Genomic DNA, 26,239 nt, shown 5'->3' on the forward strand with positions numbered 1-26,239 from the left:
TCTACTTGATGTCAGCTGTGGTGGTCGACAGATAGTGCGGCGGCTCGCCACCGCCGTGCACCTCGAGTGAGGCGCCGCTGATATAGGAGGCCGCCGGGGACGCCAGAAACGCGGTGGCCCAACCGATATCGTCGGGCTTGGCCAATCGGCCCAGCGGGACGTTGCGGGAGATGGCCGCGATGGATTCGGCATCACCGTAGAACAGCTCGGACTGCTCGGTCTCGACCATTCCGACGACGACGGAGTTCACCCGTACCCGGGGTGCCCATTCGACGGCCAACGTCGAGGTGAGGTTGTCGATACCGGCCTTGGCCGCGCCGTAGGCCGCGGTGCCCGGGGTCGGCCGGTGCCCGCTGACACTGGAGATGTTGATGATGCTGCCGCCACCGTCCTGGTTCTGCATGACCGCGTTGGCGTGCGTGGACACCGACAGTGCGCCGATCAGATTCAGCTCGATGATCTTGGTGCTGAACTTCGCCGACGCATCCGCGGCGAGGACATACGGAGATCCACCGGCGTTGTTGACGACCACATCGATGCGGCCGTGCCTGTCGAGGATCGTCGCGATCAGCGCCTTGACGGCGTCGTCATCGCGGATGTCGCAGGAGTGGAACTCATGCGGAGATCCGTCCCCGGGTCGGCGCGCACAGGTCACCACGGTGGCGCCCTGGGCGGCGAAGACATCGCTGATGCCCAGGCCGACACCGCGCACCCCACCGGTCACCAGGACCACCCGGCCGCCCAGTTGCAGATTGATTCCAGCCGCATCGGTCACTGTGCTAGCGTACCAAGCAAGTGCTTGCTTAGGTAGCGACCCCACCAGGGAGTGACATGACGATCACCACCACGACAGTCGAACCGGGCATCGTCTCGGTGACCGTGAACTACCCGCCCGTCAACGCCATCCCGTCGCGCGGCTGGTTCGAACTGGGCGACGCCATCACCGCAGCCGGGCGCGATCGCAGCACCCACGTGGTGATCCTGCGGGCCGAGGGCCGCGGCTTCAACGCCGGCGTCGACATCAAGGAGATGCAGAACACCGAGGGCTTCACCGCGCTGATCGACGCGAATCGTGGCTGCTACCACGCCTTCCGGGCCGTCTACGAGTGCGAGGTCCCGGTCGTCGCTGCGGTCAACGGCTTCTGCGTCGGCGGCGGTATCGGGCTGGTCGGCAACGCCGACGTGATCGTCGCCTCCGACGACGCCAAGTTCGGCCTACCCGAAGTCGAGCGCGGCGCCCTGGGCGCGGCCACACACCTGTCCCGGCTGGTACCCCAGCATCTGATGCGCCGGTTGTTCTTCACCGCCGCCACCGTGCCCGCCGAAACGCTGCACCATTTCGGCTCGGTGCACGAGGTGGTCCCGCGCGCCGATCTCGACGAGGCCGCGCTGCGGGTGGCCCGCGATATCGCCTCCAAGGACACCCGGGTGATCCGCGCCGCCAAGGAGGCGCTGAACTTCATCGACGTCCAGCCGGTCAACGCCCGCTACCGGATGGAGCAGGGCTTCACCTTCGAACTCAATCTCGCGGGCGTCTCCGACGAACACCGCGACGCGTTCGCCGGCACCGAGAAGGGGTCGAAGTAGCTATGGCAGACAAGAGGACAACGCTGGATGAGGCCGTCGCCTCGATCGAGAGCGGCATGACGATCGGCATCGGTGGCTGGGGCTCGCGACGCAAGCCGATGGCGTTCATCCGCGCGCTGCTGCGCACCGACGTCACGGATCTGACCGTGGTGACCTACGGCGGGCCCGATCTGGGCCTGCTGTGCTCGGCGGGCAAGGTCAAGCGCGTCTACTACGGCTTCGTCTCATTGGACTCGCCGCCGTTCTACGACCCGTGGTTCGCCAAGGCCCGCACCAGCGGCGCGATCGAGGCCCGCGAGATGGACGAGGGGATGTTGCGGTGCGGCCTTCAGGCCGCCGCCCAGCGACTGCCGTTCCTGCCGATCCGGGCCGGACTGGGCAGCGATGTGCGCGCCTTCTGGGGCGACGAGCTCAAGACCGTCAAATCTCCCTACGACGACCAGGAACTCATCGCGATGCCCGCGCTGAACCTGGACGCCGCCTTCGTGCACATGAACCTCGGCGACGAGCGGGGCAACGCCGCCTACACCGGTATCGATCCCTACTTCGACGATCTGTTCCTGATGTCCGCCGAACGTCGCTTCCTCAGCGTGGAGAAAGTGGTTTCCACCGAAGAGCTCGTGAAGTCTGTTGTCCCGCAGCAGATGCTGATCAACCGGATGATGGTCGACACCGTGGTCGAGGCGCCGGGCGGCGCGCATTTCACCACCAACGAGCCCGACCACAAGCGCGACGAGAAGTTCCAGCGCCACTACGCCGAGGCCGCCGGTTCCGACGAGACCTGGGCCGATTTCGTCGCGACCTACCTGTCCGGCAGTGAGGCCGATTACCAGGCCGCGGTTCGCAAGTTCGCAGAGGACGCCAAGGAGGCCGCGAAATGATGTCCGTGACCCGTGCCGAGGTGTGCGCCGTCGCGTGCGCCGAATTGTTCCGCGACGCAGGCGAGATCATGGTTTCCCCGATGACCACCATCGTCGGTGTCGGGGCCCGGTTGGCCCGGCTGACCTTCTCCCCCGACATCGTGCTGACCGATGGCGAGGCCCGCATCATCGCCGACACCCCGGCCATCGGGGCACCGGCCGCCATCGAGGGGTGGATGCCGTTCGGCCGGGTCTTCGAGACCCTGGCCTGGGGTAAGCGTCATGTGGTCATGGGTGCCAACCAGATCGACCGGTACGGCAACCAGAACCTGTCCGCGTTCGGGCCCATCCGACACCCGACCCGGCAGATGTTCGGTGTCCGCGGCGCACCGGGCAACACCATCAACCATGCCACCAGCTATTTCGTCGGCAACCACTCCAAGCGGGTGTTCACCGACGCCGTCGACATCGTGTCCGGAATCGGTTGGGACAAGATCGATCCGGCCAATCCGGCGTACCGCTTCGCCAACATCCACCGCGTCGTCACCAACCTCGGCGTGTTCGACTTCAACGGTCCCGACCACCAGATGCGCGCGGTCTCGCTGCACCCCGGTGTCCAGGCCGAGCAGGTCGCCGAGAACACCTCGTTCGAGGTGCACGGACTGGCCGAGGCCGAGACCACCCGGCTGCCGGATGCCGAGGAGCAGCGGCTGCTGCGTGAGGTGATCGATCCGAAGTCGCTGCGGGACAAAGAGGTCAAGGTTTAAAGATGGCGAAATTGGTCACGCCGCTGACCGAGCTGGTCGGCATCGAGTACCCCGTCGTGCAGACCGGGATGGGATGGGTGGCCGGCGCCCGGTTGGTGGCGGCCACCTCCAACGCCGGCGGCCTGGGCATCCTGGCCTCGGCGACCATGACCCTGGCCGAACTGCAGGCCGCCGTCACCAAGGTCAAGGCCGCGACCGACAAACCGTTCGGCATCAACATCCGTGCCGACGCCGGCGACGCGAACGACCGCGTCGACCTCCTGATCCGCGAAGGGGTCAAAGTCGCCTCCTTCGCCCTGGCCCCCAAGCCCGACCTGATCGCCAAGCTCAAAGACGCCGGGGTGGTGGTCATTCCGTCGGTCGGGTTGGCCAAACACGCCAAGAAGGTCGCCGGCTGGGGAGCGGACGCGGTGATCGTGCAGGGCGGTGAGGGCGGCGGGCACACCGGTCCGATCGCCACCACCCTGTTGCTGCCGTCGGTGCTGGACGCCGTCGCCGACACCGGGATGCCGGTGGTGGCCGCGGGCGGCTTCTTCGACGGCCGCGGCCTGGCCGCGGCGCTGTCCTACGGCGCCGCCGGCGTCGCGATGGGCACGCGTTTCCTGCTGACGTCGGACTCGACGGTGCCCGACGCGGTGAAACAGCGCTACCTGCAGGCCGCACTCGACGGCACCGTGGTGTCCACTCGGGTCGACGGGATGCCGCACCGGGTGCTGCGCACCGGCCTGGTCGAGAAGCTGGAAAGCGGTTCGCCGGTGCGCGGATTCACCGCCGCGGTGGGCAACGCCCAGAAGTTCAAGAAGCTGTCCGGCATGACGTGGAAGTCGATGATCACCGACGGCCTGGCCATGCGGCACGGCAAGGATCTCACCTGGTCGCAGGTCATCATGGCCGCCAACACCCCCATGCTGCTCAAGGCCGGTCTCGTCGAGGGCAACACCGACGCCGGTGTGCTGGCATCCGGCCAGGTGGCCGGCATCCTCGACGACCTGCCGAGCTGCGCCGAACTGGTGCCCCGCATCGTCGACGAGGCCGTCGAGCAGCTCAGGAAGGCCGCGGGCTTCATCGCCGACTGACACCGTCGCTTTTCGGGTACTGCCTACAGATGCCCGATTTGGCGCAGTGGTTCCTGACCGCGCAGGAGCGCGGTAACCCGCATACGCGACTGCCCGCCTGGTGCGAGGGCAACCTGGCCGAACCGCTGATCCACGGATCCAGTTACTTCGACCGCCTGGTCACCGAGGTCGAGTCCCTGCGCGCCGGTGACTACGTCTTCTTCACCGACTGGCGCGGTGATCCCGACCAGTTGCTGCGCGATGACGGCCCGACGATCGGTGACCTGTTCTGCCGCGCCGCCGAACGCGGTGTCGTGGTCAAGGGGCTGATGTGGCGCTCGCATCTGGACAAGTTCGCCTACAGCGAGGAGGAGAACCAGCACCTCGGCGAGACGATCGAAAAGGCCGGCGGCGAGGTGCTGCTCGACCAACGCGTCCGCTTCGGCGGGTCACACCACCAGAAGCTGGTGGTGATCCGCCACCCCGGCGAGCCCGAGCGCGATATCGCGTTCGCCGGCGGGATCGATCTGTGCCACTCCCGTCGCGATGACGCGTCGCATCGCGGGGACCGGCAGGCGGTGCGGATGGCCACCTGTTACGGCGAGCACCCGCCCTGGCACGACGTGCAGTTGCAGGTGCGCGGTCCCGTCGTCGGTGCGCTGGATCTGTCGTTCCGGGAACGTTGGAATGATCCCGCACCGCTGGACACACTCAACCCCATCGCGTATCTGCGGGACAGATTGCGCGGTGCGGATCTGGACGCCGGCGAGCTTCCCGACCAGCCGCCCGACCCACCCCCGTGCGGCCCGCATGCGGTGCAGGTGTTGCGCACCTACCCCGACGGATATTTCGAGTATGACTTCGCGCCGACCGGTGAGCGCAGCATCGCCCGCGGGTACAGCAAGGCGGTACGCCGGGCCCGCCGGCTGATCTACCTGGAGGACCAGTACCTGTGGTCGAAACGGGTGGCACAGTTGTTCGCCACGGCGCTGCGGGACAACCTGGACCTGCAGCTGGTGGTGGTGGTACCGCGGCACCCCGATGTCGACGGCCGATGGTCACTGCCGCCGAATCAGATCGGCAGACATGAGGCCGTGCAGATCTGCAGCCGGGCCGGACCGGGCCGGGTGCACGTGTTCGATGTCGAGAACCAGGCCGGCACGCCGGTGTACGTGCACGCCAAGGTGTGCATCGTGGACGACATCTGGGCCAGCGTCGGCAGTGACAACTTCAACCGGCGCTCCTGGACGCACGACAGCGAATTGTCCTGCGCAGTGCTGGATTCCGAGGGACTGTTCGCCCGTGATCTGCGGTTGCGGTTGCTGCGCGAACACCTGGACCGTGCGCCGGACGGCAGCGCGGACGGTGGTTTGGCCGACCCTCGAACTGCGGTGGCCGAGATCGTCGAGTCGGCCGCCAACCTCGACGCCTGGTACGACTCGGACTGCAGGGGGCCGCGTCCGCCGGGGCGGCTGCGGACCCATCGACCCGAACCCCTGCGCCGGTTGACCCGGCTGTGGGCGGAGCCGGCATACCGGATGTTCTACGACCCCGACGGCCGCAATTATCGCGACCGGCTGCGCGGCCGTTGGTGATCGGGCCAATCCGCCACGGTCGATGTTCGTCTTTCCTACGCTCAGCCCATGAAGACCAATGCGGCGATTCTGTGGGAGTACGGCGGCGACTGGACGGTCGAGGAGATCGACCTGGACCCGCCGGGTGCCGGTGAGGTGCTGGTGTCCTGGGAGGCCACCGGCCTGTGCCATTCCGATGAGCACATCCGCACCGGAGACCTGCCGGCCCCGCTGCCGCTGATCGGCGGCCACGAGGGTGCCGGCATCGTCCGCGAGGTCGGGCCGGGAGTCATCGGACTGGCTCCCGGCGACCATGTGGTGGCATCGTTCCTGCCCGCCTGCGGTCGTTGCCGGTTCTGTTCGACCGGGCATCAGAACCTGTGCGATCTCGGCGCGATGATCATGGCCGGCACCCAACTCGACGGCACCTACCGCCGCCATGTCCGCGGTCAGGATGTCGGCGTGATGGCCCTGGTGGGCACCTTCTCCCAGTACGGCACCGTGCCCGAGGCATCCATCGTCAAGATCGACGACGATATCCCGCTGTCGCGGGCCTGCCTGCTCGGCTGCGGTGTGACCACGGGCTGGGGCTCGGCGGTCAACACCGCCGATGTGTCACCCGGGGACACGGTGGTGGTGATCGGCCTGGGCGGCATCGGCAGCGGCGCCATCCAGGGCGCCCGACTGGCAGGCGCCGAGAAGATCGTCGTGGTGGAGCCGGTGGAATCGAAGCGGGACTTGGCTTTCCGGTTCGGCGCCACCCACTTCGTCACCTCACTGGAAGAGGCCACCGCGCTGGTCGCCGAGCTGACCCGCGGCGTGATGGCCGATTCGGCCATCCTGACCGTGGGCCTGCTGGAGGGCGCGATGCTCGAGGATGCCGCCAACATCGTCCGCAAGGGCGGTGCGGTGGTGATGACGGCACTGTCGACGATGGCCGACAACTCCCCCACCCTCGGCATGATGATGTTCACGCTGTTCCAGAAGCGGCTGCTCGGCAGCCTCTACGGCGAGGCCAACCCGCGCGCGGACATTCCGCGCCTGCTGTCGCTGTACCGCGAGGGCAAGTTGCTGCTCGACGAGACCGTCACCCACGAGTACAAACTCGCCGAGGTCAACGAGGGCTACCAGGACATGCGCGACGGCCGCAACATCCGCGGGGTGATCCTGCACGACCATTGACGGTCAGTGCATCTGCACCAGGGGTTGCCCGGTGGGGATGACGTAGGTGGACAGCATCAGCGTGCGCACCGTGCCGACGTTGAACGCGTCATGCACGGTGTTGGCCGGGATCTGGAACGGTTGTCCGGCCTGCACGTGCAGCGGCGGCCGGTCGTCGAAGCGGAACTCGACATCGCCGGCGACGATATAGCCGATCTCCGGGCCGGGGTGCGCGTGCCGACCCGACCGGGTGCCGACCGGGATCTCGGTGCGGGTCTGCACGATCTCGAATCCGGGTTGGGGTGCGGGAACCCGCTGGAGTTCGGTCATCGTCACGCCCGCCGTCGGCAGCGGGTCGGCAGACGCCACCCCCGCCTCCAACGCGCAGGCGGTGCCGGTGACGACGGCCAGCACGGCGATTCCGGTGAGACGCTTCAGTGAGTGCTTCATGCACTCCATGACACCCGCCGCGCTTGATCAAGTCCAACGATGAGGATTGATGGGAGTCATCGCCGAAATTGATCAGAGCCGTTCGATGATGGTGACGTTGGCGGTGCCGCCGCCCTCGCACATGGTCTGCAGCCCGTAGCGTCCGCCGGTGCGCTCCAGGGTGTTGAGCATGGTGGCGAACAGCTTCGCGCCGGTGGCACCGAGCGGGTGGCCGAGCGCGATCGCGCCACCGCTCGGGTTCACCTTGGCCGGGTCGGCGCCGGTCTCCTTCAGCCAGGCCTGCACCACCGGCGCGAAGGCCTCGTTGATCTCGACGGTGTCGATGTCCTCGATCGACAGACCGGTCTTCTGCAACGCGTAATGGGTGGCCGGGATGGGGCCGGTGAGCATGAACACCGGGTCGTCACCACGTGCGCTGATGTGGTGGATGCGGGCACGCGGCTTGAGGCCGTGCGCCTTGACCGCACCCTCGGACGCCAGCAGCACCGCGCTGGCACCGTCGGAGATCTGGCTGGCCATCGCGGCGGTCAGCCGGCCGCCCTCGACGAGGGTCTTGAGGCCGGCCATCTTCTCCAGCGTGGTCTCCCGCGGGCCCTCGTCGGTGACGAAGCCGGCCCCATCGGTCTGGACCGGGATGATCTCGTTCTCGAAATAGCCTGCACGGATGGCTTCTCGGGCGCGCTGGTGGCTGGTCAGCGCGTACTGCTCCATGTCCTCGCGCGACAGGTTCCACTTCTCGGCGATCAGTTCGGAGCCGCGGAACTGCGAGATCTCCTGGTCGCCGTAGCGGTGCAGCCAGCCCTTGGATTCGTTGGTCGGCGACGTGTGGCCGAACTCCTTGCCGACGATCATCGCCGAACTGATCGGGATCTGACTCATGTTCTGCATGCCGCCGGCCACGATCAGCTCGGCGGTACCGGACATGATCGCCTGCGCGCCGAATGAAATGGCCTGCTGGCTGGATCCGCACTGGCGGTCGACGGTGACACCGGGGACCTCCTCGGGGAAGCCCGCGGCCAGCCAGGACAGCCGGGCGATGTTGCCGGCCTGACCGCCGACGGCGTCGACGCAGCCGGCGATGACATCGTCGACGGCGCCGGGGTCGACGTCATTGCGGTCGAAGAGGCCGCGCCAGGCGGCCGCGCCGAGGTCGACGGGATGCACGCCGGCCAGCGATCCGTTGCGCTTGCCGACCGCGGTCCGGACGGCATCGATGACGTAGGCCTCAGGCATGGGGAGTCTCCATTCGTTATCCGGTTCTGGTGATGCCGCCAAGAACGATGGCGAGGTATTGACGGCCGACTTCCTCGGCCGTGAGCGGTCCACCCGGCTGATACCAGCGCACCGACACCCACGTGGTGTCCCGGATGAAGCGGTAGATCAGGTCGACGTCGAGATCGGGCCGGAACGAGCCGTCGGCAATTCCGTCGTGCAGCAGGTCGACCCACATCTTGCGCTGCTCGCGGTTGCGCTCGTCGACGAACGAGAACTGCGCCAGCGAGGACAGCCGCTTGGCCTCGTCCTGGTAGATGACCACCTGGGCGTGCCGGTGTTCGATCGCCTCGAACGAGGCCATGAACAATCCTTGGAGCCGGTCCAGCGGGGTCGATTCGGTCGCCAGGACCTGCTGATAACGCTCGAAGAGCCAGTCGAGGAAATCGCGCAAGACCTCCTCGACCATCTGCTCCTTGGATTTGAAATGGTGGTACAGGCTTCCCGAGAGGATGCCCGCAGAATCGGCGATATCGCGGACCGTGGTGGCCTTCAGGCCGCGCTCGGCGAACATCGTCGCGGCGAGCTGCAGGAGCTCGTCGCGGCGGCTGGCCGGCTGCGTCATTCGGACAGCTTACCAACCAAGCACTTGCTAGGTCGACACGGGCGACGCCCACGCGATAATTGGGCATCAAGTGTGATATTGGTCACACCCATGGGCGAGCTCACCGGCGCCTGCGCTCCCGGCCGGATGACCGCCCGAGACCACGTCGCGGCAACGGCGCACGCGTGTCACATTTCAGCAACACCGCCATGCGACGACGGTGAGATGTTCGACCCGCTCAATCCGGTGGAACCCCCACGCGACAGCGACGAATGTGCGATTCATCCGGCCGCTCCGGGCACCGTACACCTGTATCGCAGACCTCGATCGCAGACCCGGTCAGCTAATTCGCTCGCGATTCAATGGGGACCTGACGTTTGCGCAAAATACCCATACTGCCAGCATTGTCTTCCTACCCTTGAAACGGTCCGTCCGACGTCGAGCAACCGTGCGAAGGGGTAACCGCTCATGGAAATATCCGCCCGCTCCTATTTCACAACCGGAATGGCCTTCACCGCGGCGAGCGCCATCGCGCTCACCCCGCTGGTGGTGACCCCCACCGCGGACCGCACCATCGCGCTGCCCGCCGTGAGCACCGCCGACGTCCGACTCGCAGCGGTGATCGATCCCGCCGATGTCGACAGGCTGATCGCCGCGCTGCGGGCCGGACTGGCCGATGTGAATGCGGGGATCGACTCCGCCGAAACGTTCGCGACCGACACCCTTGCCGATGTGCTGGCCGAAGCCGAACGGCTCAACACCGGACTCTGGACCAGATTGATCGCCGCGGCCGGAACCGGGGCGCTGGGCACTCTGGTGACCACCATCGGCAACTACTCCCAGGCGAGTCTGGCGATGACCTCCGCCAGCATCAACGGGGCCGCCAGTGCCGTCGTCCCATTGCCCGGTGACATCACCGACATCATCGGCAGCACCCTGATCGGATCGCTGAACACCGCCCTCTACGCGATCACCGACGTCATCAACAATCCGTTCAAGCTCGCCAGCTACACCGGCCTGCTCGCCGGGGTGGTGAACATCATCGGTGACGCCCTTGTCGCCCAGGACCCGACGTATCCCACCGGCCTGCTGCCGGGTGTTGGTGGCTCGGGCCTGTTCGGCACGGTGCTGTCCGCCACGGTCGGCGGTGTCATCAACGTCATCGGCCTCGGCAGTTCGGGACTCACCGGTCAGGTGAACCTCGCGGTGGACACGCTGAACGGTGCACTGGACGGTATCGCCCAGCAGAGCGGCAGCGAGCTCGTCGCCGGCTTGGTGGGCCTGATCCAGGGACTGGCGCTCAACCCCGTCAAGATCATCAACAACACCGGCGTTCTCGGTGGGCTGGTCAACATCGGGTTCCCGGTGATCGCCGCGGTGGACCCGATCGTGAACGCCGCATCCGAAGCGGTGGTGGGTGTGCAGACCGGCCTGAACGTCGCACTCGACGCCATCGGCAATGCGCCCCTGGAACTGGAGAGCTACACCACCGCCCTGGGCGGGCTGTTCAACGGCGGATTCGATGTGACGGGCGCGGGAATCTCCGCCGGCACCAGCGCGCTCGCCCTGCCGGGAAGCGTGCTGGCCGGGGTGACCACGACCACCGCGGCACTGGTCACCGCGCTGACCACCAATCTCGCCGAGACCGTCGCCGGGCTGCTGACTCAGGTCGGCCTCGACCGGGCGGCCGAACTGACGCTCGAATTGGCCGGCTCGGTGAACTATGCGGTCAACTGGGTCCGTGATGTGGTCGCCACCGAAGTGATAGGCGGGATCAACAACGCCATCACCAACGCCGGCGCGACGCTGACCAACCTCAACGAGAACGCCCGCGAGGTGATCAACGACCTGCTCGGCTACAACCCGGTTTCCGGCCTGCAGCCGCAACCGGCCGGGGCCCGTACCGCGGAGTCGGACACGCTTGAGGGCACCGGACCGGCCGAGGGTGCCGCCGAGGGTGTTGCCGATGCCGCCCTTGTCGGCGACACCGCAGCACCGGAGCCCGAAGCGGCCACCGCACCGGTCGTCAGCGAGGTGTCCCAGACCGAGCCGACCGACCCGGTCGACGAGGTCACGGCCGACGACGACGAGCCGGCGCAGAGCGACGGTTCCGAGGTCGACGACGGTTCCGAGAGCACTGATTCGCTGCGCACCGATTCCGAGAGCTCCGAGCAAGCCGACCGCCCCGCGGGTTCCGAGGAGTCGGAGAGCTCGGGTGACGGCGAAAGTGAACAAGCCGAGTCCGCAGCCGATTCGCGGGCGCAGGAACCGGCCGGTGAACGGACCACCCAGAAGGGTGCAGATGCCGGCAGCGACGACTGACGAGCGTTCTTCGGACTCGGCTCAGCGCGAGAACCCCGGCCAGTACTGCTCACATCCCACGGGCAGGTCGGCAAGGTACGGATGATCGATCGCGCGGTGCCGCGACAGGTTGAACAGGTACCAGGGATCGTCGGCCACATCTTGGCGGTCGACGCATTGGCGCACCGGTTCGGGCAGTCGCTGCACCGCGGGGTCGATATCCGCCGACAACCCGGACAGGTATTTGGCATCGAGCAGTCCGGTCCGCTCGAACCGGTCGATGTTGCGGTCGGCGATCAGCCGTTCGGGGTTCAATGCCGCCAGTCCGAGCAGCGCGACCACGCCGGCCATCAGCGCCGCGCGCGGCAACCACGTCGCCGTCATCCGGACGCCGGACGCGGCCACCAGGACGAACACCATCCCCAACCACAACTCGATGGTGATCACCATCAGCCGCTCGGTGCTGAATCCGTAGGCCTGTTGATAGACCCACATCCGCATGATCGCCGAGACGACGACGACAACCGATGTCGCGCACAGTGTTCCGACGAGCAGCCGCAATGCCATGCGGTCCCGCCCGCCATCGGCGACCCGCAGCACCACCGCGATCACCAGCAGCGCGAGTGCCGACACCCACAACAGTTGCCAGAACCCTTGCCGGGCGTACTCGGCGTACGTCAGACCCTCGGTGGCCAGCACATGGTTGTGCCCACCGAAGAGCACCGCGGCCTGCACCGCGACGAAGGCGACGAACAGCACGTCGAGCGCGGCCAGCGGTAGGGCCCATTCCCACCGCGGCACCGGATCACGGCGCGCGGGGGCCAGCGCGTCCAGTCGCGGCGCGCACCGCACCAGGTAGCCCCCGCCGAGAACGAACAGCAGCACCAGCGCGAAAACCGCGACGCGGCTGACCATGTCGTCGGTGTCGATCGTCGGGACGAGGCTGCTGACGAAGCGGTCGAAGGCCGGATCGGCGCCCATGAACAGGCTTCCGAACACCAGCACCAGCGCCACGGTGACGCCGCCGACAACCACGATGCGCCCGGCGTTGGGTACCTGGGCCCGACGCGGCAATCCGCGCTGCGCCCAGCCGATCACGCGCGCTGGCAGCAACCACGGCACGAATCCGGCACCCGCCACCGCCGTCCACGTGTGGCCCCCGATCAAGGTGTGCCAGCCCATCACCCAGGCCGCGGCCAAGCACAGGCCGCCGACCCAGTCGGCTGCCAGCACACCCGGCACCGTGAGCAGCGCCAGCGTCAGGGTCACGCCCAACGCCTCGAAGCGGGTCGGTGTGCGCCCCGCCGTGCCGTACACGGCGGCGAACACCATGACGCCGACAACAAGGTAGCCGATGCTGAGTTCGGCCGGGCGCCACAGCGCGGCACCGATCAGCGCGACGGCCGTGGCAATCCCGGTGAACCGCGATGGGGCGGCGGCCAGTGGGTCCAGCGACCAGATCCGGCGCGGCCACACCGTGAAACCGGGCTCGCCGTGTCGGGGCGGCAGTGGCCCCAGCATCGGCGGCAGCGGGGGCATGCCGGGAGCCATCATGGTCATCGCGAAACCTCCAGCTCGGGGATCGCCACCCGGATCCGGCATCCGCCGGGGGTGTCCAGCACTTCGATCGAGCCGCCGTGCAGGTCGACGGCCCAGCGGGCGATGGCCAACCCGAGGCCGGTGCCGCCATCGGAGGTGCCGCCGCGGGTGAAGCGTTGAAACATGCGCTCGCGCTCCGCTTCCGGGATGCCGGGCCCGTCATCGCACACTTCCAGGCGCAGCCCGGACGCCGACCAGGCACGCACGGTCACCCGGCCTCCCGGCGGGTTGTGCCGCACGGCGTTGTCCACCAGGTTCACCACGACCTGGCGCAACCGCGCGGGATCGGCCACCGCGGTGAGCCCGGGCGGTTCGACGGACAGCTGCGCGGCGGTGTGCTCGACGGCGTCGGTCAAAAAATCGGTCACCGCGAAACGGCTGAGCCGCAACGGGATCGCGCCGCCTTCGACACGCGACAGGTCCAACAGGTCGGTCACCAATTCGCTGAGTCGCTCGGTCTGGCGCAGCGCGGCGCGCAGCGTCTCCGGATCGGGGTCGGCGACACCGTCGACCAGATTCTCCAGCACCGCCCGCAGTGCCGTGATCGGTGTGCGCAGCTCATGTGACACGTTGCCGATCAGCCCGCGCCGGTACTCGTCGGCCGCACCGAGATCCTCGGCCATCTGGTTGAATGCCGCAGCGAGCTGGCCGATTTCGTCACGGGAGGTGGCGCGGACGCGGATGCTGTAGTCACCGCGCGCCATCGCCCGCGCCGCTGCCGCCATCTGCCGCAGCGGCGAGGTCATCCCGTGCGCCAGGAACTGGACGGCCACCACCGAGGTCAGCAGCGCCGCCAACAGCGCGTATCGGAACTGCCAGCTGGCGCCGACCCAGAAGGTGAACGCCGCCAGCGTGATGGCGCTGCCGACCAGCAGGGTGGTCTTGACCTTGAACGAGGCGAACGGGTCGAGCGGACGCGGCAACCGGTCCCACCACCCGCTCATCACCGCGGCACCTCCAGGGCGTAGCCCACCCCGTGCACGGTGCGGATCAGATCGGCGCCCAGCTTGCGCCGCAACGCCTTCACGTGACTGTCGACGGTGCGGCTCTCGACGTCGGCGGCCCAACCCCAGACCTGTTCCAGCAGCGTCTCGCGGGCGATGGCGGCTCGGGGGCGTCCGGCCAGGTACGCCAGCAGGTCGAATTCGGTTCGGGTCAGGTAGATTTCCCGGTCACCGTCGTGTACCCGGCGCTCCTGCAGATCGATGCGGTAGCCGCCCACCGACACCGGCTGACCGGTCGCGGCGCGCTCGACCCGGCGCAGCAGCACCCGCACCCGGGCGACCAGCTCGCGCATGCTGAACGGTTTGGTCAGGTAGTCGTCGGCCCCGATACCGAGCCCGATCAGCATGTCGGTCTCATCGGAGCGGGCCGTGAGCATCAGCACCGGCACCGGCCGGTCGGCCTGGATGCGCCGGCACACCTCCAGACCGTCGAAGCCGGGCAGCATCACGTCGAGGACCACCAGGTCCGGCGAGGTCGCCTCTGCCGCCGCGACGGCCGAGGGCCCGTCCACCGCCGTGTCCACCGTGAACGACTCGGCGCGCAGCCGGTCGGCCACCGCGGCCAGGATGGTCGGTTCGTCGTCGACCACGAGGATGCGCTTCACAGCCTCGACTGTAAGTGCAGGCTGTGGCGCTTCCGGGCAGCGATTGTGAAGGTTCTGTGGAGAAGCTGCGGGGAATCAGGCGCGCTGGCTGGACACCGAGATGACCTCGCCGGTCAGGTAGCTGGAGTAGTCGCTGGCCAAGAACGCGATGGTCGCCGCGACTTCCCACGGCTCGGCGGCCCGGCCGAAGGCCTCATCGCCGGCGAGGCGGTCCAGCAACTCGGCCGAGGACGTCTTCTCCAGGAACTTGTGCCGAGCGATGCTCGGTGACACCGCGTTGATCCGTACGCCGTATTCGACGGCTTCGATTGCACTGCAGCGGGTCAGCGCCATCACCCCGGCCTTCGCGGCGGCATAGTGCGACTGGGAGTGCTGAGCCCGCCAGCCCAGCACGCTGGCGTTGTTGACGATCACCCCGCCGTGCGGGGCGTCGCGGAAGTACCGCAGCGCGGCGCGGGTGGCGCGCATGACCGAGGTCAGGGTGACGTTGACGACGCGGTCCCACTCGTCGTCGGTCATGTCGATGACCGCGGTCTGCCCACCCAGGCCTGCGTTGTTGACCAGCACGTCGAGCCGGCCGGCCTTGGCGACGGTGTCGGTGATGAGCGCGTCCACGGCCGCCGTCGAGGTGACATCGCAGACCACCGATTCGACCTTGCCGAGACCGAGTCCGGTCAGCTCCTCGCGGGTCTCGTTCAGTCGGCGCTCGTGGAAGTCCGAGACCACCACATCGGCACCCTCGAGTAGGGCTCGCCGCGCCGTGGTCGAGCCGATGCCGGTACCGGCCGCCGCGGTGACCAGGACGACCTTGCCCTTGAGCAGGCCGTGGCCTTCGATCTCAGCGGGAGCAACGGATAGATCGGTCATCCTTTGGCCTCTCGGGGTAGGCCGAGCACCCGCTCGGCGATGATGTTGCGCTGGATCTCGTTGGATCCGCCGTAGATGGTGTCCGAGCGGGAGAACAGATACAGCCGCTGCCACTCGTCGAATTCATTGTCGTCCAGCGTCAGGCCGGCCATCCCCTGCACGTCCATGGCGATCTCGCCGAGCTCGCGATGCCAGTTGGCCCACAACAACTTCGACACGTTATCTTGCCCGGGCTGCTCGACGTCCATGGTCGCCAACGAGTAGGACCGCATCGCCTTCAGACCGGCCCAGGACCGGGTCAGCCGCTCCCGGATCAGCGGATCGTCGGCGGCGCCGGTGCGCTTGGCCACCTCGACCAGGTTGGAATGCTCACGGGCGTAGCGGATCTGCTGGCCCAGCGTGGAGACGCCGCGCTCGAAGGTCAGCAGGCCCATGGCGACCCGCCAGCCGTCACCGGGCTCCCCGACGACCAACGCGGCCTCGGTGCGGGCATCGTCGAAGAACACCTCGTTGAACTCGGAGTCGCCGGTGAGCTGGATGATGGGCCGGATCTGGACCCCCGGCTGATCGAGCGGCACCAGCAGGAACGACAGCCCGGAGTGCCGCTTGGAGCCCTTCTCGGTGCGCGCCACCACGAAGCACCACTGCGCCCAGTGCGCCAGCGAGGTCCAGACTTTCTGACCATTGATATGCCACTGCTGATCCTCCGCGTCGAGGGTGGCGGTGGTCGACACATTGGCGAGGTCACTGCCGGCATTGGGTTCGGAGTACCCCTGGCTCCACAACTCGGTGACGTCGCGGATGCCGGGCAGGAACCGCTTTTGCTGCTCAGGCGTGCCATAGGCGATCAGCGTCGGACCGAGCAGTTCCTCACCGAGGTGATTCACCTTGTCGGGGGCATCGGCCTTGGCGTACTCCTCGTAGAACGCCACCCGGTGTGCGACGGTCAGCCCGCGGCCGCCGTGCTCCTCCGGCCAGCCCAGGCAGGTCAGTCCGGCGGCGGCCAGATGCTGATTCCAGGCCCGGCGTTCCTCGTAGGCCTCATGCTCGCGGCCGGGGCCGCCGAGGCCCTTGAGCGCTGCATATTCGCCGACGAGGTTGTCGGCGAGCCATTGCCGGACCTCGGCCCGGAACTCCTCGACCTCAATCACCCTTGTAGGCTAACCTACCAAGCACTTGCTTTGTTAGAGGAGCATCAATGACGAGCGACCGACAGACCGTCCCGGCGGTGCTGGACCGGATTGCCGTGCAATTTTCCGACCACGACGCCCTGGTCACGAGCGAGAAGAAGCTCACCTACGGACAGTTGCGTGAAGAGGTGCGCCGCGTGGCCGCTGCCATGATCGACCTCGGCGTCGCGGTCGGCGACCGCGTCGCGATCTGGTGTCCAAACACCTGGCACTGGGTGGTCGCCGCCCTTGCCACCCACTACGCCGGTGCCGTGGTGGTGCCGCTGAACACCCGCTATACGGCCAGCGAGGCGGCCGACATCCTGGCCCGCACCGAGGCGCCGCTGCTGATCGCGGCCGGTGAGTTCCTCGGAGCCGACCGCACCGCACAACTCGACCGCGACACCCTGCCCGCGCTGCGCCATATCGTGCGGGTGCCGATCGACGCCGACGACGGCACCTGGGACGAATTCGTCGCTCGCGGCAACAACCTGGATGCCGTCGACGCCCGCGCCGCGGCCGTCTCCCCCGACGATGTGTCCGACATCCTGTTCACCTCGGGCACCACCGGACGCAGCAAGGGTGTGCGCTGCGCGCATCGGCAATCCCTGGACGCCTCGAAGGCCTGGGCCGCCTGCGGTCGGGTGAGTAGCACCGACCGCTACCTGTGCATCAACCCGTTCTTCCACAATTTCGGTTACAAGGCCGGCATCCTGGCCTGCCTGCAGACCGGCGCGACACTGTATCCACTGCTCACCTTCGATCCCGAGCAGGCGATGAAGGCGGTTGCCGATCATCAGATCACGGTGCTGCCCGGTCCGCCGACGATCTACCAGACACTGTTGGACCATCCCCGCCGCGCCGACTACGACCTGACCTCGCTGCGATTCGCGGTGACCGGTGCGGCGGTGGTGCCGGTGGTGCTGATCGAACGGATGCAGTCCGAACTGGACATCGACATCGTGCTGACCGCCTACGGGTTGACCGAGGCGGCCGGCTTCGGCACCATGTGCAGCGCCGATGACGACGCCACCACGGTGGCCACCACCTGCGGGCGCCCGATCGCCGATTTCGAGTTGCGCCTCGGCGAATCCGGCGAGGTCCTGCTGCGCGGTCCCAATGTCATGCTCGGTTATCTCGACGATCCGGAGGCCACCGCAGCGGCCATCGACGCCGACGGGTGGCTGCACACCGGTGACATCGGAACTCTCGATGCCGCAGGTAATCTGACCATCACCGACCGGCTCAAGGACATGTACATCTGCGGCGGGTTCAATGTCTATCCCGCCGAGATCGAACAGGTGCTGGCCCGCCTGGACGGCGTCGCGGAGGCCGCGGTGATCGGGGTTCCCGACGCACGCCTCGGCGAGGTCGGTAGGGCCTTCGTGGTGGCCAAGGCCGGCAGGCAACTCGATGAGGCGACGGTGATCGCCCACACCCGTGAGCATCTGGCGAACTTCAAGGTACCGCGGTCGGTGGTCTTCCTCGACGTTCTGCCGCGAAACCCAGGAGGCAAAGTGGTCAAACCGATGTTGCGTGAGATCGACGGGAAGGCCTGAGGTGGACCTGAACTTCGACGAGGGCACCGAGGAGTTCCGGGCCGAGGTCCGCGACTTCCTAGCGTCCAACCGGGATTCCTTTCCGACCAAGTCCTATGACACCGAGGAGGGCTTCGAACAGCACCGCCGTTGGGACAAGGTGCTTTTCGATGCCGGCCTGTCGGTGATCGCCTGGCCCGCGGAGTACGGCGGCCGAGATGCCACCCTGTTGCAGTGGGTGGCCTTCGAGGAGGAGTACTTCCGCGCCGGGGCGCCCGGGCGGGCCAGCGCCAACGGCACATCGATGCTGGCGCCGACGCTGTTCGCGCACGGCACCAAGGAGCAGCTCGACCGGGTGTTGCCCAAGATGGCCAGCGGCGAGGAGATCTGGGCGCAGGCCTGGTCGGAGCCGGAGTCCGGCAGCGACTTGGCCTCGTTGCGCTCGACGGCCACCCGCACCGACGGCGGCTGGCTGCTCAACGGGCAGAAGATCTGGAGCTCCCGGGCGCCGTTCGGTGAGCGGGGATTCGGATTGTTCCGCTCCGACCCGGCCGCCCAGCGGCACAAGGGTCTGACCTACTTCATGTTCGATCTGCATGCCGACGGTGTCACGGTGCGTCCGATCGCCCAGCTGGGCGGTGACACGGGATTCGGCGAAGTGTTCCTCGACGACGTGTTCGTCCCGGATGAGGATGTCATCGGCGAGGTGCACGACGGCTGGCGCGCCGCAATGAGCACGTCGAGCAACGAACGTGGCATGTCGCTGCGCAGCCCGGCCCGCTTCCTGGCTCCCGCCGAACGACTGGTGGCGCAGTGGAAGCGCAATCCCGACCCCGCCTTCACCGATCGGGTGGCCGACGCCTGGATCAAGGCCCAGGCCTACCGGCTGCACACCTTCGGCACCGTCACCCGGCTGGCCCGCGGTGGCGAGTTGGGTGCCGAGTCTTCGGTGACCAAGGTGTTCTGGTCCGATCTGGACGTGGCGTTGCACCAGACCGCGCTGGACCTGCAAGGCGCCGATGCCGAGATCGCCGACCACACGACCGAGGGTCTGCTTTTCGCGCTCGGCGGGCCGATCTATGCCGGTACCAACGAGATTCAGCGCAACATCATCGCCGAGCGCCTGCTGGGCCTGCCGAGGGAGCCCAAGTGAACGCCCGAAAGCGACCACGAGTGAGGATCGCAGCGAGGTACGAGCGAGGACCGGAGCGAGTGGGAGCCGAGGCATGAACGCCCGAAAGCGACCACGAGTGAGGATCGCAGCGAGGTACGAGCGAGGACCGGAGCGAGTGGGAGCCGAGGCATGAACTTCGAACTAGACGAGCAGCAGCGCGACTTCGCGTCCAGTATCGACGCCGCACTGGGTGCGGCCGATGTGCCCGCCGCGGTGCGGGCCTGGGCCGACGGTGACACCACCCGGGGCCGCAAGATCTGGGGCCAACTGACCGACCTCGGCGTCACCGCACTGCTCGTGGCCGAGAAGTTCGACGGTATCGACGCGCACCCGGTCGACCTCATGGTCGCATTGGAGCGGCTGGGCTACTGGGCCGTTCCCGGTCCGGTCACCGAATCCGTCGTGGTGGCACCGCTTCTGCTGCGCGGCGACGAGCGCTCGTCGGCGCTGGCCGCCGGTGAGACGATCGCCACCGTCGCACTGCCGCCGCACGCTCCGTACGCCGTCAACGCCGACTTCGCCGATCTGGTCCTGCTCGCCGGTGACGGCCGGGTGTCCGAGGCCGGCGCGGGCGCCGCCCATGACTCCGTGGATCCCAGCCGCAAACTGTTCGAGGTCAACGCCTCGGGTGAGTCCTGGGCGGCCGACACGGCGCAGGCCTACGAGTTCGGTGTCCTGGCCACCGCCGCCCAACTGATCGGCGCCGGCCAGGCCATGCTCGACCTGTCGGTCGAATACGCCAAGCAGCGCACCCAATTCGGCCGGGTGATCGGCTCCTACCAGGCCATCAAGCACAAGCTCGCCGATGTACACATCGCGATCGAGTTGGCCCGGCCACTGGTCTACGGCGCCGCGCTGGCACTGGCCGATGGTTTTCCGGACACCGCCCGTGATGTCAGCGCCGCCAAGGTCGCGGCCGCCGACGCGGCGCTGTTGGCCGGCAGGTCATCGCTGCAGACCCACGGCGCCATCGGGTTCACCCAGGAGCACGACCTGTCGCTGCTGTTGTTGCGGGCGCAGGCGCTGCGCTCGGCCTGGGGTGATCCGGCCGTGCACCGCCGTCGACTGTTGGAGGCATTGTGAGCGAGGAACGCGAGCTGCTCCGGGAGACGGTGGCGGCACTGGTCGACAGGCACGCCGGTCCGGAAGCCGTGCGCTCGGCCATGGAATCCGAGCGCGGCTACGACGAGGCGTTGTGGAAGTTGTTGTGCGAGCAGGTCGGTGCCGCGGCACTGGTCGTGCCGGAGGATCTCGGCGGGGCCGGCGGGGAACTCGCCGACGCCGCCGTCGTCCTCGAAGAGCTCGGCAAGGCGCTGGTACCGACCCCGCTGCTGGGCACCACGCTGACCGAGTTGGCGCTGCTGCACGCCGGAGACCACGAACCGCTCGAGGGTCTGGCCGAGGGGACGTCCATCGGCACCGTCGTCTTCGACCCCGACTACGTCATCAACGGCGATATCGCCGATATCGTGATCGCCACGGACGGAACCGATCTCACCCGGTGGACGAGCTTCACCGCGCAGGCCCACACCACCATGGATCTGACGCGGCGGCTGTCCGCGGTGACCGCCGGTGAGACCGTCGCGTTGGGCACCGATCCCGGGTTGGCCGACACCGCGGCACTGCTGCTGGCCGCCGAGCAGATCGGCGCCGCCTCGCGCGCATTGGATCTGACCGTGGCCTACACCAAGGATCGCGTGCAGTTCGGCCGGCCGATCGGGAGCTTTCAGGCGCTCAAGCACCGGATGGCAGACCTGTACGTCAAGGTGCAGTCGGCCCGTGCGGTCATCTACGACGCGATCGGCGAACCGTCCGCCGCGTCGGCGTCGTTGGCTCGGGTGTTCGCCAGCGAGGCGCTGACCGATGTGGTGGCCGAGGCCGTGCAGATGCACGGTGGTATCGCCATCACCTGGGAGCACGACATCCAGCTGTACTTCAAACGGGCGCACGGCAGCGCCCAGCTGTTCGGGCCGCCGCGCGAGCATCTGCGCCGGCTCGAAGCCGAGGTTTTCTGAGGTGGGGCATCGACGGTCAGCAGACTAATCTCGAACCGGTGACCGACACCACCCCACGCGTGGCGCTGCGCGCCGGAATCCCGCCGTTCTACGTGATGGATGTCTGGCTGGCCGCCGCGGAGCGTCAGCGCAGCCACGGCGACCTGGTCAACCTGTCGGCGGGCCAGCCCAGCGCGCAGGCACCGGCTCCGGTCCGGGCGGCCGCCGCCGAGGCGCTGGCCAAGGACAACTTGGGATACACCGTGGCGCTGGGCATCCCGGCCTTGCGCGAGGCCATCGCCGCGTCCTACCGGGACCGCCACGGTATCGACGTCGAGTCCGATGCGGTGGTCGTCACCACCGGATCCTCGAACGGCTTCCTGCTGGCATTCCTGTCGTGTTTCGACGTCGGGGATCGGGTCGCGGTGACCAGTCCCGGCTATCCCTGCTATCGCAACATCTTGTCCGCGCTGGGCTGCGAGGTCGTCGAGGTGCCGTGCGGTCCGCAGACCCGCTTCCAGCCGACGGTGCCGATGTTGGAGGCCTTGGATCCGCCGGTCCAGGGGTTGATCATCGCCAGCCCGGCCAACCCGACCGGGACCATCATCCCGGCCGCCGACCTGGCGGATATCGCGCGTTGGTGCGATGAGCGCGGTGTGCAACTGGTCAGCGATGAGCTGTACCACGGATTGGAGTATCCAGGCGCGCCGGCGACCAGCTGCGCGTGGGAGACGTCGCGCAATCCCATTGTGGTGAACAGCTTCTCGAAGTACTTCGCGATGACGGGGTGGCGGCTGGGCTGGTTGTTGGTGCCCGAACCGCTGCGCCGCGCCGTCGACTGCCTGACCGGCAACTTCTCCATCTGTCCGCCGACGCTGCCGCAACTCGCCGCCGTCGCCGCCTTCGAGCAAGCGTCGCTGGCCGAGGCCGATCGGCTGGTCGGTGAGTACACCGTGAACCGTCGGCTGCTGCTGGACGGGTTGGCTGATATCGGCCTGGGCAGGCTGGCCCCGGCCGACGGCGCGTTCTACGTGTACGCCGACATCTCCGATTATTCGACGGACTCCCTGGACTTCTGTGCCCGCCTGCTGGCCGACACCGGGGTGGCCATCGCGCCCGGGGTCGACTTCGACACGGTGCACGGCGGGTCGTTCGTGCGGTTGTCCTTCGCGGGTGCGGCGGCCGACATCAGCACCGCGCTGGAGCGGATGGGCCCGTGGCTCAGGACTTCAGGAACGCCAGCAGGTCCGCGTTGATCACCTCTGCGTGCGTCGTGGGCATCCCGTGGGGGAAATCCTCGTAGGTGATCAGCGTCCCGTTGCGCAGCAGCGCGGCCGACTTCGGACCTGACGCCACGTACGGCACGATCTGGTCGTCGCGGCTGTGCATCACGAGGGTGGGCACCGTGATCTTCTTCAGATCTTCGGTGAAGTCGGTCTGCGAGAAGGCGACGATCCCGTCGTAGTGGGAGTACGCGTCACCCATCATCCCCTGACGCCACCAGTTGTCGATGATCGCGGGAATGGGTTGCACGTCAGGTCGATTGAAACCGTAGAACGGCCCCTCGGGCAGCGCGCGGTAGAACGTCGAGCGGTTCGCCGCCAACTGCGCCTGCAGGTCGTCGAAGACGCTCTTGGGCAGGCCCTCGGGATTGGCCTCGGTCTGCACCATCAGCGGAGGTACCGCACTGATCAGCGCGGCCTTGGCCACCCGACTCTCGCCGTGGCGGGCCAGATAGCGCACCACCTCACCACCACCGGTGGAGTGCCCGACGTGAATGGCCTCGCGCAGGTCGAGATGCTCGGTGAGCGCTGCGAGGTCGTCTGCATAGTGGTCCAGATCGTGTCCGTCGGGCGTCTGCGCCGACCGGCCGTGGCCGCGGCGGTCATGCGCGATCACCCGGTAACCCTGGGATGAGAAGTACAGCATCTGATTGTCCCAGTCGTCGGACGACAGCGGCCATCCATGGCTGAAGACGATGGGCTGTCCGACTCCCCAGTCCTTGAAAAAGATCTGCGTGCCGTCCTTGGTGATGAGAGTGCTCATGCCAAATGAGCTTGCCCGGCATGCAGCCTGATGTCGTTACTGCTGGCCGCCATTCTGTGTCGGTGGCAGCGGGTAACATCGACAACGTGATCGAAAGTTTGTTCGATGTGGATCCGCGGTCCTCGGAGGAGGAGCTGCGGGCCCAGGTCGAGCACTTCGAGCGCATGAAGTCGGCGGCCGCCGCCGCGCAGGCGCGCGCCACCGCGCTGTGGTCGGCCAAACGCCGCGCCGCCGAGGCTGTCGCCGGTGTCGCAGCAGCCAAACGCGGTCGGGGACTCGCCGCGGAGGTCGGACTGGCGCGCCGCGAATCTCCCAAGAAGGGCGGTCGGCACCTCGGCTTCGCGCATGCGCTGGTACACGAAATGCCGTACACGCTGGCGGCGTTGGATTCCGGCGCGCTATCGGAGTGGCGGGCGACGTTGATCGTGCGCGAGTCCGCGTGCCTGGACGTGGCCGATCGCCGCCGGCTCGATGCCGAGTTGTGTGCCGATCCGTCGCGGCTGGAGGGCTGGGGCGACGCTCGCGTCGAGGCCGAGGCCAAGCGCATCGCGGCGGGTCTGGACGCCGCCGCGGTCGTCGCACGCTCGGCCAAGGCGGCCGAGGACCGCTGCGTCACCATCCGCCCCGCCCCGGACACCATGGCCTATGTCACCGTGCTGTTGCCGGTCGCGCAGGGGGTCGCGGTGTATGCCGCGCTGAAGCGGCTCGCCGACACCACATTCGACGGTCGCACCCGCGGCCAGGTCATGGCCGATACCGTCGTGGAACGGGTGACCGGGCGCCCTGCGGACCAGCCGGTGCCCGTCGCACTCGGTCTGGTGATGGCCGATACCACCCTGGCCGGTGATGACGACGCTCCCGCGTGGGTGGCCGGATATGGTCCGGTGCCCGCCGGTTTCGCCCGCGGATTGGTCACCGAGGCCGCCAACCCGGAATTGCGTTCGACACTGCGTCGGCTGTACCGCCACCCACGGTCCGGTCAGTTGGTGGCCATGGAGTCACGGGCACGCCCCTTCCCGACAGGATTGGGCACGTTCCTCGAACTGCGCGACCGAACCTGCCGCACACCGTATTGCGATGCGCCCATCCGGCACCACGATCACGCGAAACCCGCCCGTAGCGGCGGCCCGACCAGTGCCGACAACGGCCTAGGGAAATGCGAGGCCTGCAACTACGCCAAGGAGTCACCGGGGTGGTCGGTGCGCACCGCAGTCGTCGACGGCCGACACACCGCCGAACACAGCACGCCCACCGGTGCCGTCTACCGCTCGACGGCACCGCCACTTCCCGGTCCACCGGTGCGAACGGTGAGCGTCATCGAGGGCGGGTTGAGCATCGACCTCGTCAGGTTCGACGCTGCGTGAGCCGGTGCCGGCGTTCGTCGGCCGTCAGCTCAGACCGGTCGAGGACCGCCGGCGCCGCGAGATCGCGTCCACGCTCGCGGCCAACAACAACACCCCGCCGGTGACCAGGAAGTTGATGTACGACGACTGGTTCAGCAGACCGAGCCCATTGGCGATGGTGGCGACCACGACACCGCCGATGACGGCGTCGATCGCCCGCCCCTTGCCGCCGAACAGGCTGGTACCGCCGATGACGGCCGCACCCACCGCATAGAGCAGCGTGTTGCCCGCACCCGAGGCCGCCGACACCTTGCCCGCATACGAGGCCGCGATGATCCCGCTGAGGGCCGCCAGCGAGGAGCAGACCACGAACACCGAGACACGGATACGGTCCACCGAGATGCCGGCGCGACGCGCGGCCTCGGCGTTACCACCCACGGCGTAGATATGCCTGCCATAGGACGTCCGCTTCAACACGACCGTCATCGCGACGAGCAGCACCAGGATCAGCGGCAGAACGTAGGGTATGCCGCGGATCTCGTTGATGGCGCTGACACTTCGGTTGACCGACAGGATGTAGGTCACGCCGAGCACCACGGCCGCCACGGCACCGACGCGCGCGATCACCACACCCAACGGTGCATTCGCCAACTGCAGCGAGGCCTTGCGCCGGTACTGGTACAGCTCGATGCCGGCATAGGCGATCACCACCAGCGCGGCGGCGGCCCAGCCGATGTCGACGGGCACATTGCTGATGGTCAGTCCGCGGATCACCGGATCGTCGACGCGCACCGAGCCGCCCTCACCGATGAGCTTGAGCGTCACCCCCTGCAGCCCGAGGAAGAAGGCCAGCGTCACCACGAACGACGGGATGCCCAGCTTCGCCCGCAGCACCCCGATCGCGAGGCCTATCACTGCGCCACACAGGATCCCGGTGAGAATCGCCACCCACCACGGCCAGCTGAGGTTGACGATGATCAGGCCCATCGCGCATGCGGACACGCCACCGGCGACACCCGCGGACAGGTCGATGTCCCCGAGCAGCAGCACGAACACCAACCCCATCGCCAGCACGCAGATCGAGCCCGCCTGAGTGATCAGGTTGGCCAGGTTCAGTGCCGACAGGAAGCGTTCGTTGGCCAGACCGAACACCACGAACAGCACGATGAGACCCAGGACCGCCGGCAGGGATCCCATGTCTCCGCCGCGCACCCGCTGCAGGTATCCGCGCAGCGCGGCGCCGAAGGTGGCATCGGAGCGGGCGTCACCGGCGAAATCCGAATCCGCCAGGCTCGCGGTCGATTTCGAACTCGTAGTGGTCATGTCGGG

The 26,239-nt window shown here is 67.8% G+C and carries 24 protein-coding genes; 13 read left to right on the forward strand and 11 right to left on the reverse strand.

What is annotated here, in order from left to right:
* Position 1: 1 nt before the first annotated feature.
* Positions 2 to 775: an SDR family oxidoreductase gene (locus ACWDUN_RS10520; RefSeq protein ID WP_449928181.1), complete on the reverse strand. Its 774-nt coding sequence runs from the start codon at positions 773 to 775 to the stop codon at positions 2 to 4.
* A gap of 56 nt (positions 776 to 831) precedes the next feature.
* On the opposite strand from ACWDUN_RS10520, the gene echA20 reads away from it, so the two are divergent.
* From echA20 to ACWDUN_RS10550, 6 genes are read left to right on the forward strand one after another with little or no spacing between them, the layout of a single operon-like run.
* Positions 832 to 1,587 (forward strand): (7aS)-7a-methyl-1,5-dioxo-2,3,5,6,7,7a-hexahydro-1H-indene-carboxyl-CoA hydrolase, encoded by a 756-nt coding sequence (gene echA20 / locus ACWDUN_RS10525; RefSeq protein WP_449928182.1) that lies wholly within the window; start codon positions 832 to 834, stop codon positions 1,585 to 1,587.
* A 2-nt stretch (positions 1,588 to 1,589) separates the two neighbouring features.
* Positions 1,590 to 2,468 carry a cholesterol ring-cleaving hydrolase subunit IpdA gene (gene ipdA, locus ACWDUN_RS10530; RefSeq protein ID WP_449928184.1) on the forward strand — a complete coding sequence of 293 codons (879 nt, stop codon included), beginning with the start codon at positions 1,590 to 1,592 and terminating at the stop codon, positions 2,466 to 2,468.
* Entirely contained in the window at positions 2,465 to 3,214 is a 750-nt protein-coding gene (ipdB, locus tag ACWDUN_RS10535) for a cholesterol ring-cleaving hydrolase subunit IpdB (protein WP_449928186.1), read from the forward strand. Before ipdA ends, ipdB begins: the two co-directional genes overlap by 4 nt.
* Positions 3,215 to 3,216: 2 nt before the next feature.
* Positions 3,217 to 4,290: a (3aS,4S,5R,7aS)-5-hydroxy-7a-methyl-1-oxo-octahydro-1H-indene-4-carboxyl-CoA dehydrogenase gene (gene ipdC, locus ACWDUN_RS10540; RefSeq protein ID WP_449928188.1), complete on the forward strand. Its 1,074-nt coding sequence runs from the start codon at positions 3,217 to 3,219 to the stop codon at positions 4,288 to 4,290.
* Between the two features lie 29 nt (positions 4,291 to 4,319).
* On the forward strand, positions 4,320 to 5,864 hold the full coding sequence (locus tag ACWDUN_RS10545) for a phospholipase D family protein (RefSeq protein WP_449928190.1): 1,545 nt from the start codon (positions 4,320 to 4,322) through the stop codon (positions 5,862 to 5,864).
* A 48-nt stretch (positions 5,865 to 5,912) separates the two neighbouring features.
* Positions 5,913 to 7,025 (forward strand): NDMA-dependent alcohol dehydrogenase, encoded by a 1,113-nt coding sequence (locus ACWDUN_RS10550; RefSeq protein WP_449928192.1) that lies wholly within the window; start codon positions 5,913 to 5,915, stop codon positions 7,023 to 7,025.
* Between the two features lie 3 nt (positions 7,026 to 7,028).
* Here the strand turns inward: ACWDUN_RS10550 and ACWDUN_RS10555 are convergent, their stop codons facing one another.
* From ACWDUN_RS10555 to kstR2, 3 genes are all read right to left on the reverse strand, one after another.
* On the reverse strand, positions 7,029 to 7,454 hold the full coding sequence (locus ACWDUN_RS10555; RefSeq protein WP_449928194.1) for a cupin domain-containing protein: 426 nt from the start codon (positions 7,452 to 7,454) through the stop codon (positions 7,029 to 7,031).
* Between the two features lie 72 nt (positions 7,455 to 7,526).
* Positions 7,527 to 8,687: a steroid 3-ketoacyl-CoA thiolase FadA6 gene (fadA6, locus tag ACWDUN_RS10560; protein ID WP_449928196.1), complete on the reverse strand. Its 1,161-nt coding sequence runs from the start codon at positions 8,685 to 8,687 to the stop codon at positions 7,527 to 7,529.
* Positions 8,688 to 8,703: 16 nt separating this feature from the next.
* Positions 8,704 to 9,291: a TetR family transcriptional regulator KstR2 gene (gene kstR2, locus ACWDUN_RS10565; RefSeq protein WP_449928198.1), complete on the reverse strand. Its 588-nt coding sequence runs from the start codon at positions 9,289 to 9,291 to the stop codon at positions 8,704 to 8,706.
* A gap of 447 nt (positions 9,292 to 9,738) precedes the next feature.
* On the opposite strand from kstR2, the gene ACWDUN_RS10570 reads away from it, so the two are divergent.
* Positions 9,739 to 11,592, forward strand: coding sequence for a hypothetical protein (locus tag ACWDUN_RS10570; protein ID WP_449928200.1), 1,854 nt, complete (start codon positions 9,739 to 9,741; stop codon positions 11,590 to 11,592).
* 21 nt (positions 11,593 to 11,613) lie between these two features.
* Here ACWDUN_RS10570 and ACWDUN_RS10575 read toward each other — a convergent pair whose 3' ends face one another.
* The 5 genes from ACWDUN_RS10575 to ipdE1 all read right to left on the reverse strand — a co-directional run bounded on the left by ACWDUN_RS10575 (position 11,614) and on the right by ipdE1 (position 16,797).
* Complete coding sequence (locus ACWDUN_RS10575; RefSeq protein WP_449928202.1) at positions 11,614 to 13,131, reverse strand: DUF4153 domain-containing protein; 1,518 nt, start codon at positions 13,129 to 13,131, stop codon at positions 11,614 to 11,616.
* A complete protein-coding gene (locus ACWDUN_RS10580) occupies positions 13,128 to 14,114 on the reverse strand; it encodes an ATP-binding protein (RefSeq protein ID WP_449928204.1) in 987 nt (328 codons plus the stop codon). The genes ACWDUN_RS10575 and ACWDUN_RS10580 overlap by 4 nt, the downstream gene beginning before the upstream one ends.
* A complete protein-coding gene (locus tag ACWDUN_RS10585) occupies positions 14,114 to 14,779 on the reverse strand; it encodes a response regulator transcription factor (protein ID WP_449928206.1) in 666 nt (221 codons plus the stop codon). Before ACWDUN_RS10585 ends, ACWDUN_RS10580 begins: the two co-directional genes overlap by 1 nt.
* 75 nt (positions 14,780 to 14,854) lie before the next feature.
* A complete protein-coding gene (gene ipdF / locus ACWDUN_RS10590; protein ID WP_449928208.1) occupies positions 14,855 to 15,646 on the reverse strand; it encodes a (5R,7aS)-5-hydroxy-7a-methyl-1-oxo-2,3,5,6,7,7a-hexahydro-1H-indene-carboxyl-CoA reductase in 792 nt (263 codons plus the stop codon).
* Positions 15,643 to 16,797 carry an acyl-CoA dehydrogenase IpdE1 gene (ipdE1, locus tag ACWDUN_RS10595; protein WP_449928210.1) on the reverse strand — a complete coding sequence of 385 codons (1,155 nt, stop codon included), beginning with the start codon at positions 16,795 to 16,797 and terminating at the stop codon, positions 15,643 to 15,645. Before ipdE1 ends, ipdF begins: the two co-directional genes overlap by 4 nt.
* A 47-nt stretch (positions 16,798 to 16,844) precedes the next feature.
* On the opposite strand from ipdE1, the gene fadD3 reads away from it, so the two are divergent.
* From fadD3 to ACWDUN_RS10620, 5 genes are all read left to right on the forward strand, one after another.
* Positions 16,845 to 18,374, forward strand: a complete 1,530-nt coding sequence (gene fadD3 / locus ACWDUN_RS10600) for a 3-((3aS,4S,7aS)-7a-methyl-1,5-dioxo-octahydro-1H-inden-4-yl)propanoate--CoA ligase FadD3 (RefSeq protein WP_449928212.1) — start codon at positions 16,845 to 16,847, stop codon at positions 18,372 to 18,374.
* Between the two features lies 1 nt (position 18,375).
* On the forward strand, positions 18,376 to 19,506 hold the full coding sequence (locus ACWDUN_RS10605) for an acyl-CoA dehydrogenase family protein (protein ID WP_449928214.1): 1,131 nt from the start codon (positions 18,376 to 18,378) through the stop codon (positions 19,504 to 19,506).
* 150 nt (positions 19,507 to 19,656) lie between these two features.
* On the forward strand, positions 19,657 to 20,610 hold the full coding sequence (locus tag ACWDUN_RS10610; protein WP_449928216.1) for an acyl-CoA dehydrogenase family protein: 954 nt from the start codon (positions 19,657 to 19,659) through the stop codon (positions 20,608 to 20,610).
* On the forward strand, positions 20,607 to 21,542 hold the full coding sequence (gene ipdE2, locus ACWDUN_RS10615) for an acyl-CoA dehydrogenase IpdE2 (protein WP_449928218.1): 936 nt from the start codon (positions 20,607 to 20,609) through the stop codon (positions 21,540 to 21,542). Before ACWDUN_RS10610 ends, ipdE2 begins: the two co-directional genes overlap by 4 nt.
* 95 nt (positions 21,543 to 21,637) lie before the next feature.
* Positions 21,638 to 22,777: a pyridoxal phosphate-dependent aminotransferase gene (locus tag ACWDUN_RS10620; protein ID WP_449928808.1), complete on the forward strand. Its 1,140-nt coding sequence runs from the start codon at positions 21,638 to 21,640 to the stop codon at positions 22,775 to 22,777.
* Here ACWDUN_RS10620 and ACWDUN_RS10625 read toward each other — a convergent pair.
* Positions 22,743 to 23,567, reverse strand: coding sequence for an alpha/beta fold hydrolase (locus ACWDUN_RS10625; RefSeq protein ID WP_449928220.1), 825 nt, complete (start codon positions 23,565 to 23,567; stop codon positions 22,743 to 22,745). The genes ACWDUN_RS10620 and ACWDUN_RS10625 overlap by 35 nt on opposite strands.
* An 86-nt stretch (positions 23,568 to 23,653) precedes the next feature.
* On the opposite strand from ACWDUN_RS10625, the gene ACWDUN_RS10630 reads away from it, so the two are divergent.
* A complete protein-coding gene (locus ACWDUN_RS10630) occupies positions 23,654 to 24,931 on the forward strand; it encodes an HNH endonuclease (protein WP_449928222.1) in 1,278 nt (425 codons plus the stop codon).
* Between the two features lie 24 nt (positions 24,932 to 24,955).
* On the opposite strand, the gene ACWDUN_RS10635 is transcribed toward ACWDUN_RS10630, so the two are convergent.
* Positions 24,956 to 26,233 (reverse strand): sugar ABC transporter permease, encoded by a 1,278-nt coding sequence (locus ACWDUN_RS10635; RefSeq protein ID WP_449928224.1) that lies wholly within the window; start codon positions 26,231 to 26,233, stop codon positions 24,956 to 24,958.
* Positions 26,234 to 26,239 lie beyond the last annotated feature (6 nt).

The organism is Mycobacterium sp. NPDC003323 (assembly GCF_053589535.1).

Coding starts and splice junctions, on each gene's coding strand:
- ACWDUN_RS10545 (WP_449928190.1), top strand. CDS start 4,320: ATGCCCGATTTGGCGCAGTGGTTCCTGACCGCGCAGGAGCGCGGTAAC.
- fadA6 (WP_449928196.1), bottom strand. CDS start 8,687: ATGCCTGAGGCCTACGTCATCGATGCCGTCCGGACCGCGGTCGGCAAG.
- ACWDUN_RS10570 (WP_449928200.1), top strand. CDS start 9,739: ATGGAAATATCCGCCCGCTCCTATTTCACAACCGGAATGGCCTTCACC.
- ACWDUN_RS10610 (WP_449928216.1), top strand. CDS start 19,657: ATGAACTTCGAACTAGACGAGCAGCAGCGCGACTTCGCGTCCAGTATC.
- kstR2 (WP_449928198.1), bottom strand. CDS start 9,291: ATGACGCAGCCGGCCAGCCGCCGCGACGAGCTCCTGCAGCTCGCCGCG.
- ipdC (WP_449928188.1), top strand. CDS start 3,217: ATGGCGAAATTGGTCACGCCGCTGACCGAGCTGGTCGGCATCGAGTAC.
- ipdF (WP_449928208.1), bottom strand. CDS start 15,646: ATGACCGATCTATCCGTTGCTCCCGCTGAGATCGAAGGCCACGGCCTG.
- echA20 (WP_449928182.1), top strand. CDS start 832: ATGACGATCACCACCACGACAGTCGAACCGGGCATCGTCTCGGTGACC.
- ACWDUN_RS10620 (WP_449928808.1), top strand. CDS start 21,638: ATGGATGTCTGGCTGGCCGCCGCGGAGCGTCAGCGCAGCCACGGCGAC.
- ACWDUN_RS10550 (WP_449928192.1), top strand. CDS start 5,913: ATGAAGACCAATGCGGCGATTCTGTGGGAGTACGGCGGCGACTGGACG.
- ACWDUN_RS10555 (WP_449928194.1), bottom strand. CDS start 7,454: ATGAAGCACTCACTGAAGCGTCTCACCGGAATCGCCGTGCTGGCCGTC.
- ACWDUN_RS10625 (WP_449928220.1), bottom strand. CDS start 23,567: ATGAGCACTCTCATCACCAAGGACGGCACGCAGATCTTTTTCAAGGAC.
- ACWDUN_RS10580 (WP_449928204.1), bottom strand. CDS start 14,114: ATGAGCGGGTGGTGGGACCGGTTGCCGCGTCCGCTCGACCCGTTCGCC.
- fadD3 (WP_449928212.1), top strand. CDS start 16,845: ATGACGAGCGACCGACAGACCGTCCCGGCGGTGCTGGACCGGATTGCC.
- ipdB (WP_449928186.1), top strand. CDS start 2,465: ATGATGTCCGTGACCCGTGCCGAGGTGTGCGCCGTCGCGTGCGCCGAA.
- ipdA (WP_449928184.1), top strand. CDS start 1,590: ATGGCAGACAAGAGGACAACGCTGGATGAGGCCGTCGCCTCGATCGAG.
- ACWDUN_RS10575 (WP_449928202.1), bottom strand. CDS start 13,131: ATGACCATGATGGCTCCCGGCATGCCCCCGCTGCCGCCGATGCTGGGG.
- ACWDUN_RS10635 (WP_449928224.1), bottom strand. CDS start 26,233: ATGACCACTACGAGTTCGAAATCGACCGCGAGCCTGGCGGATTCGGAT.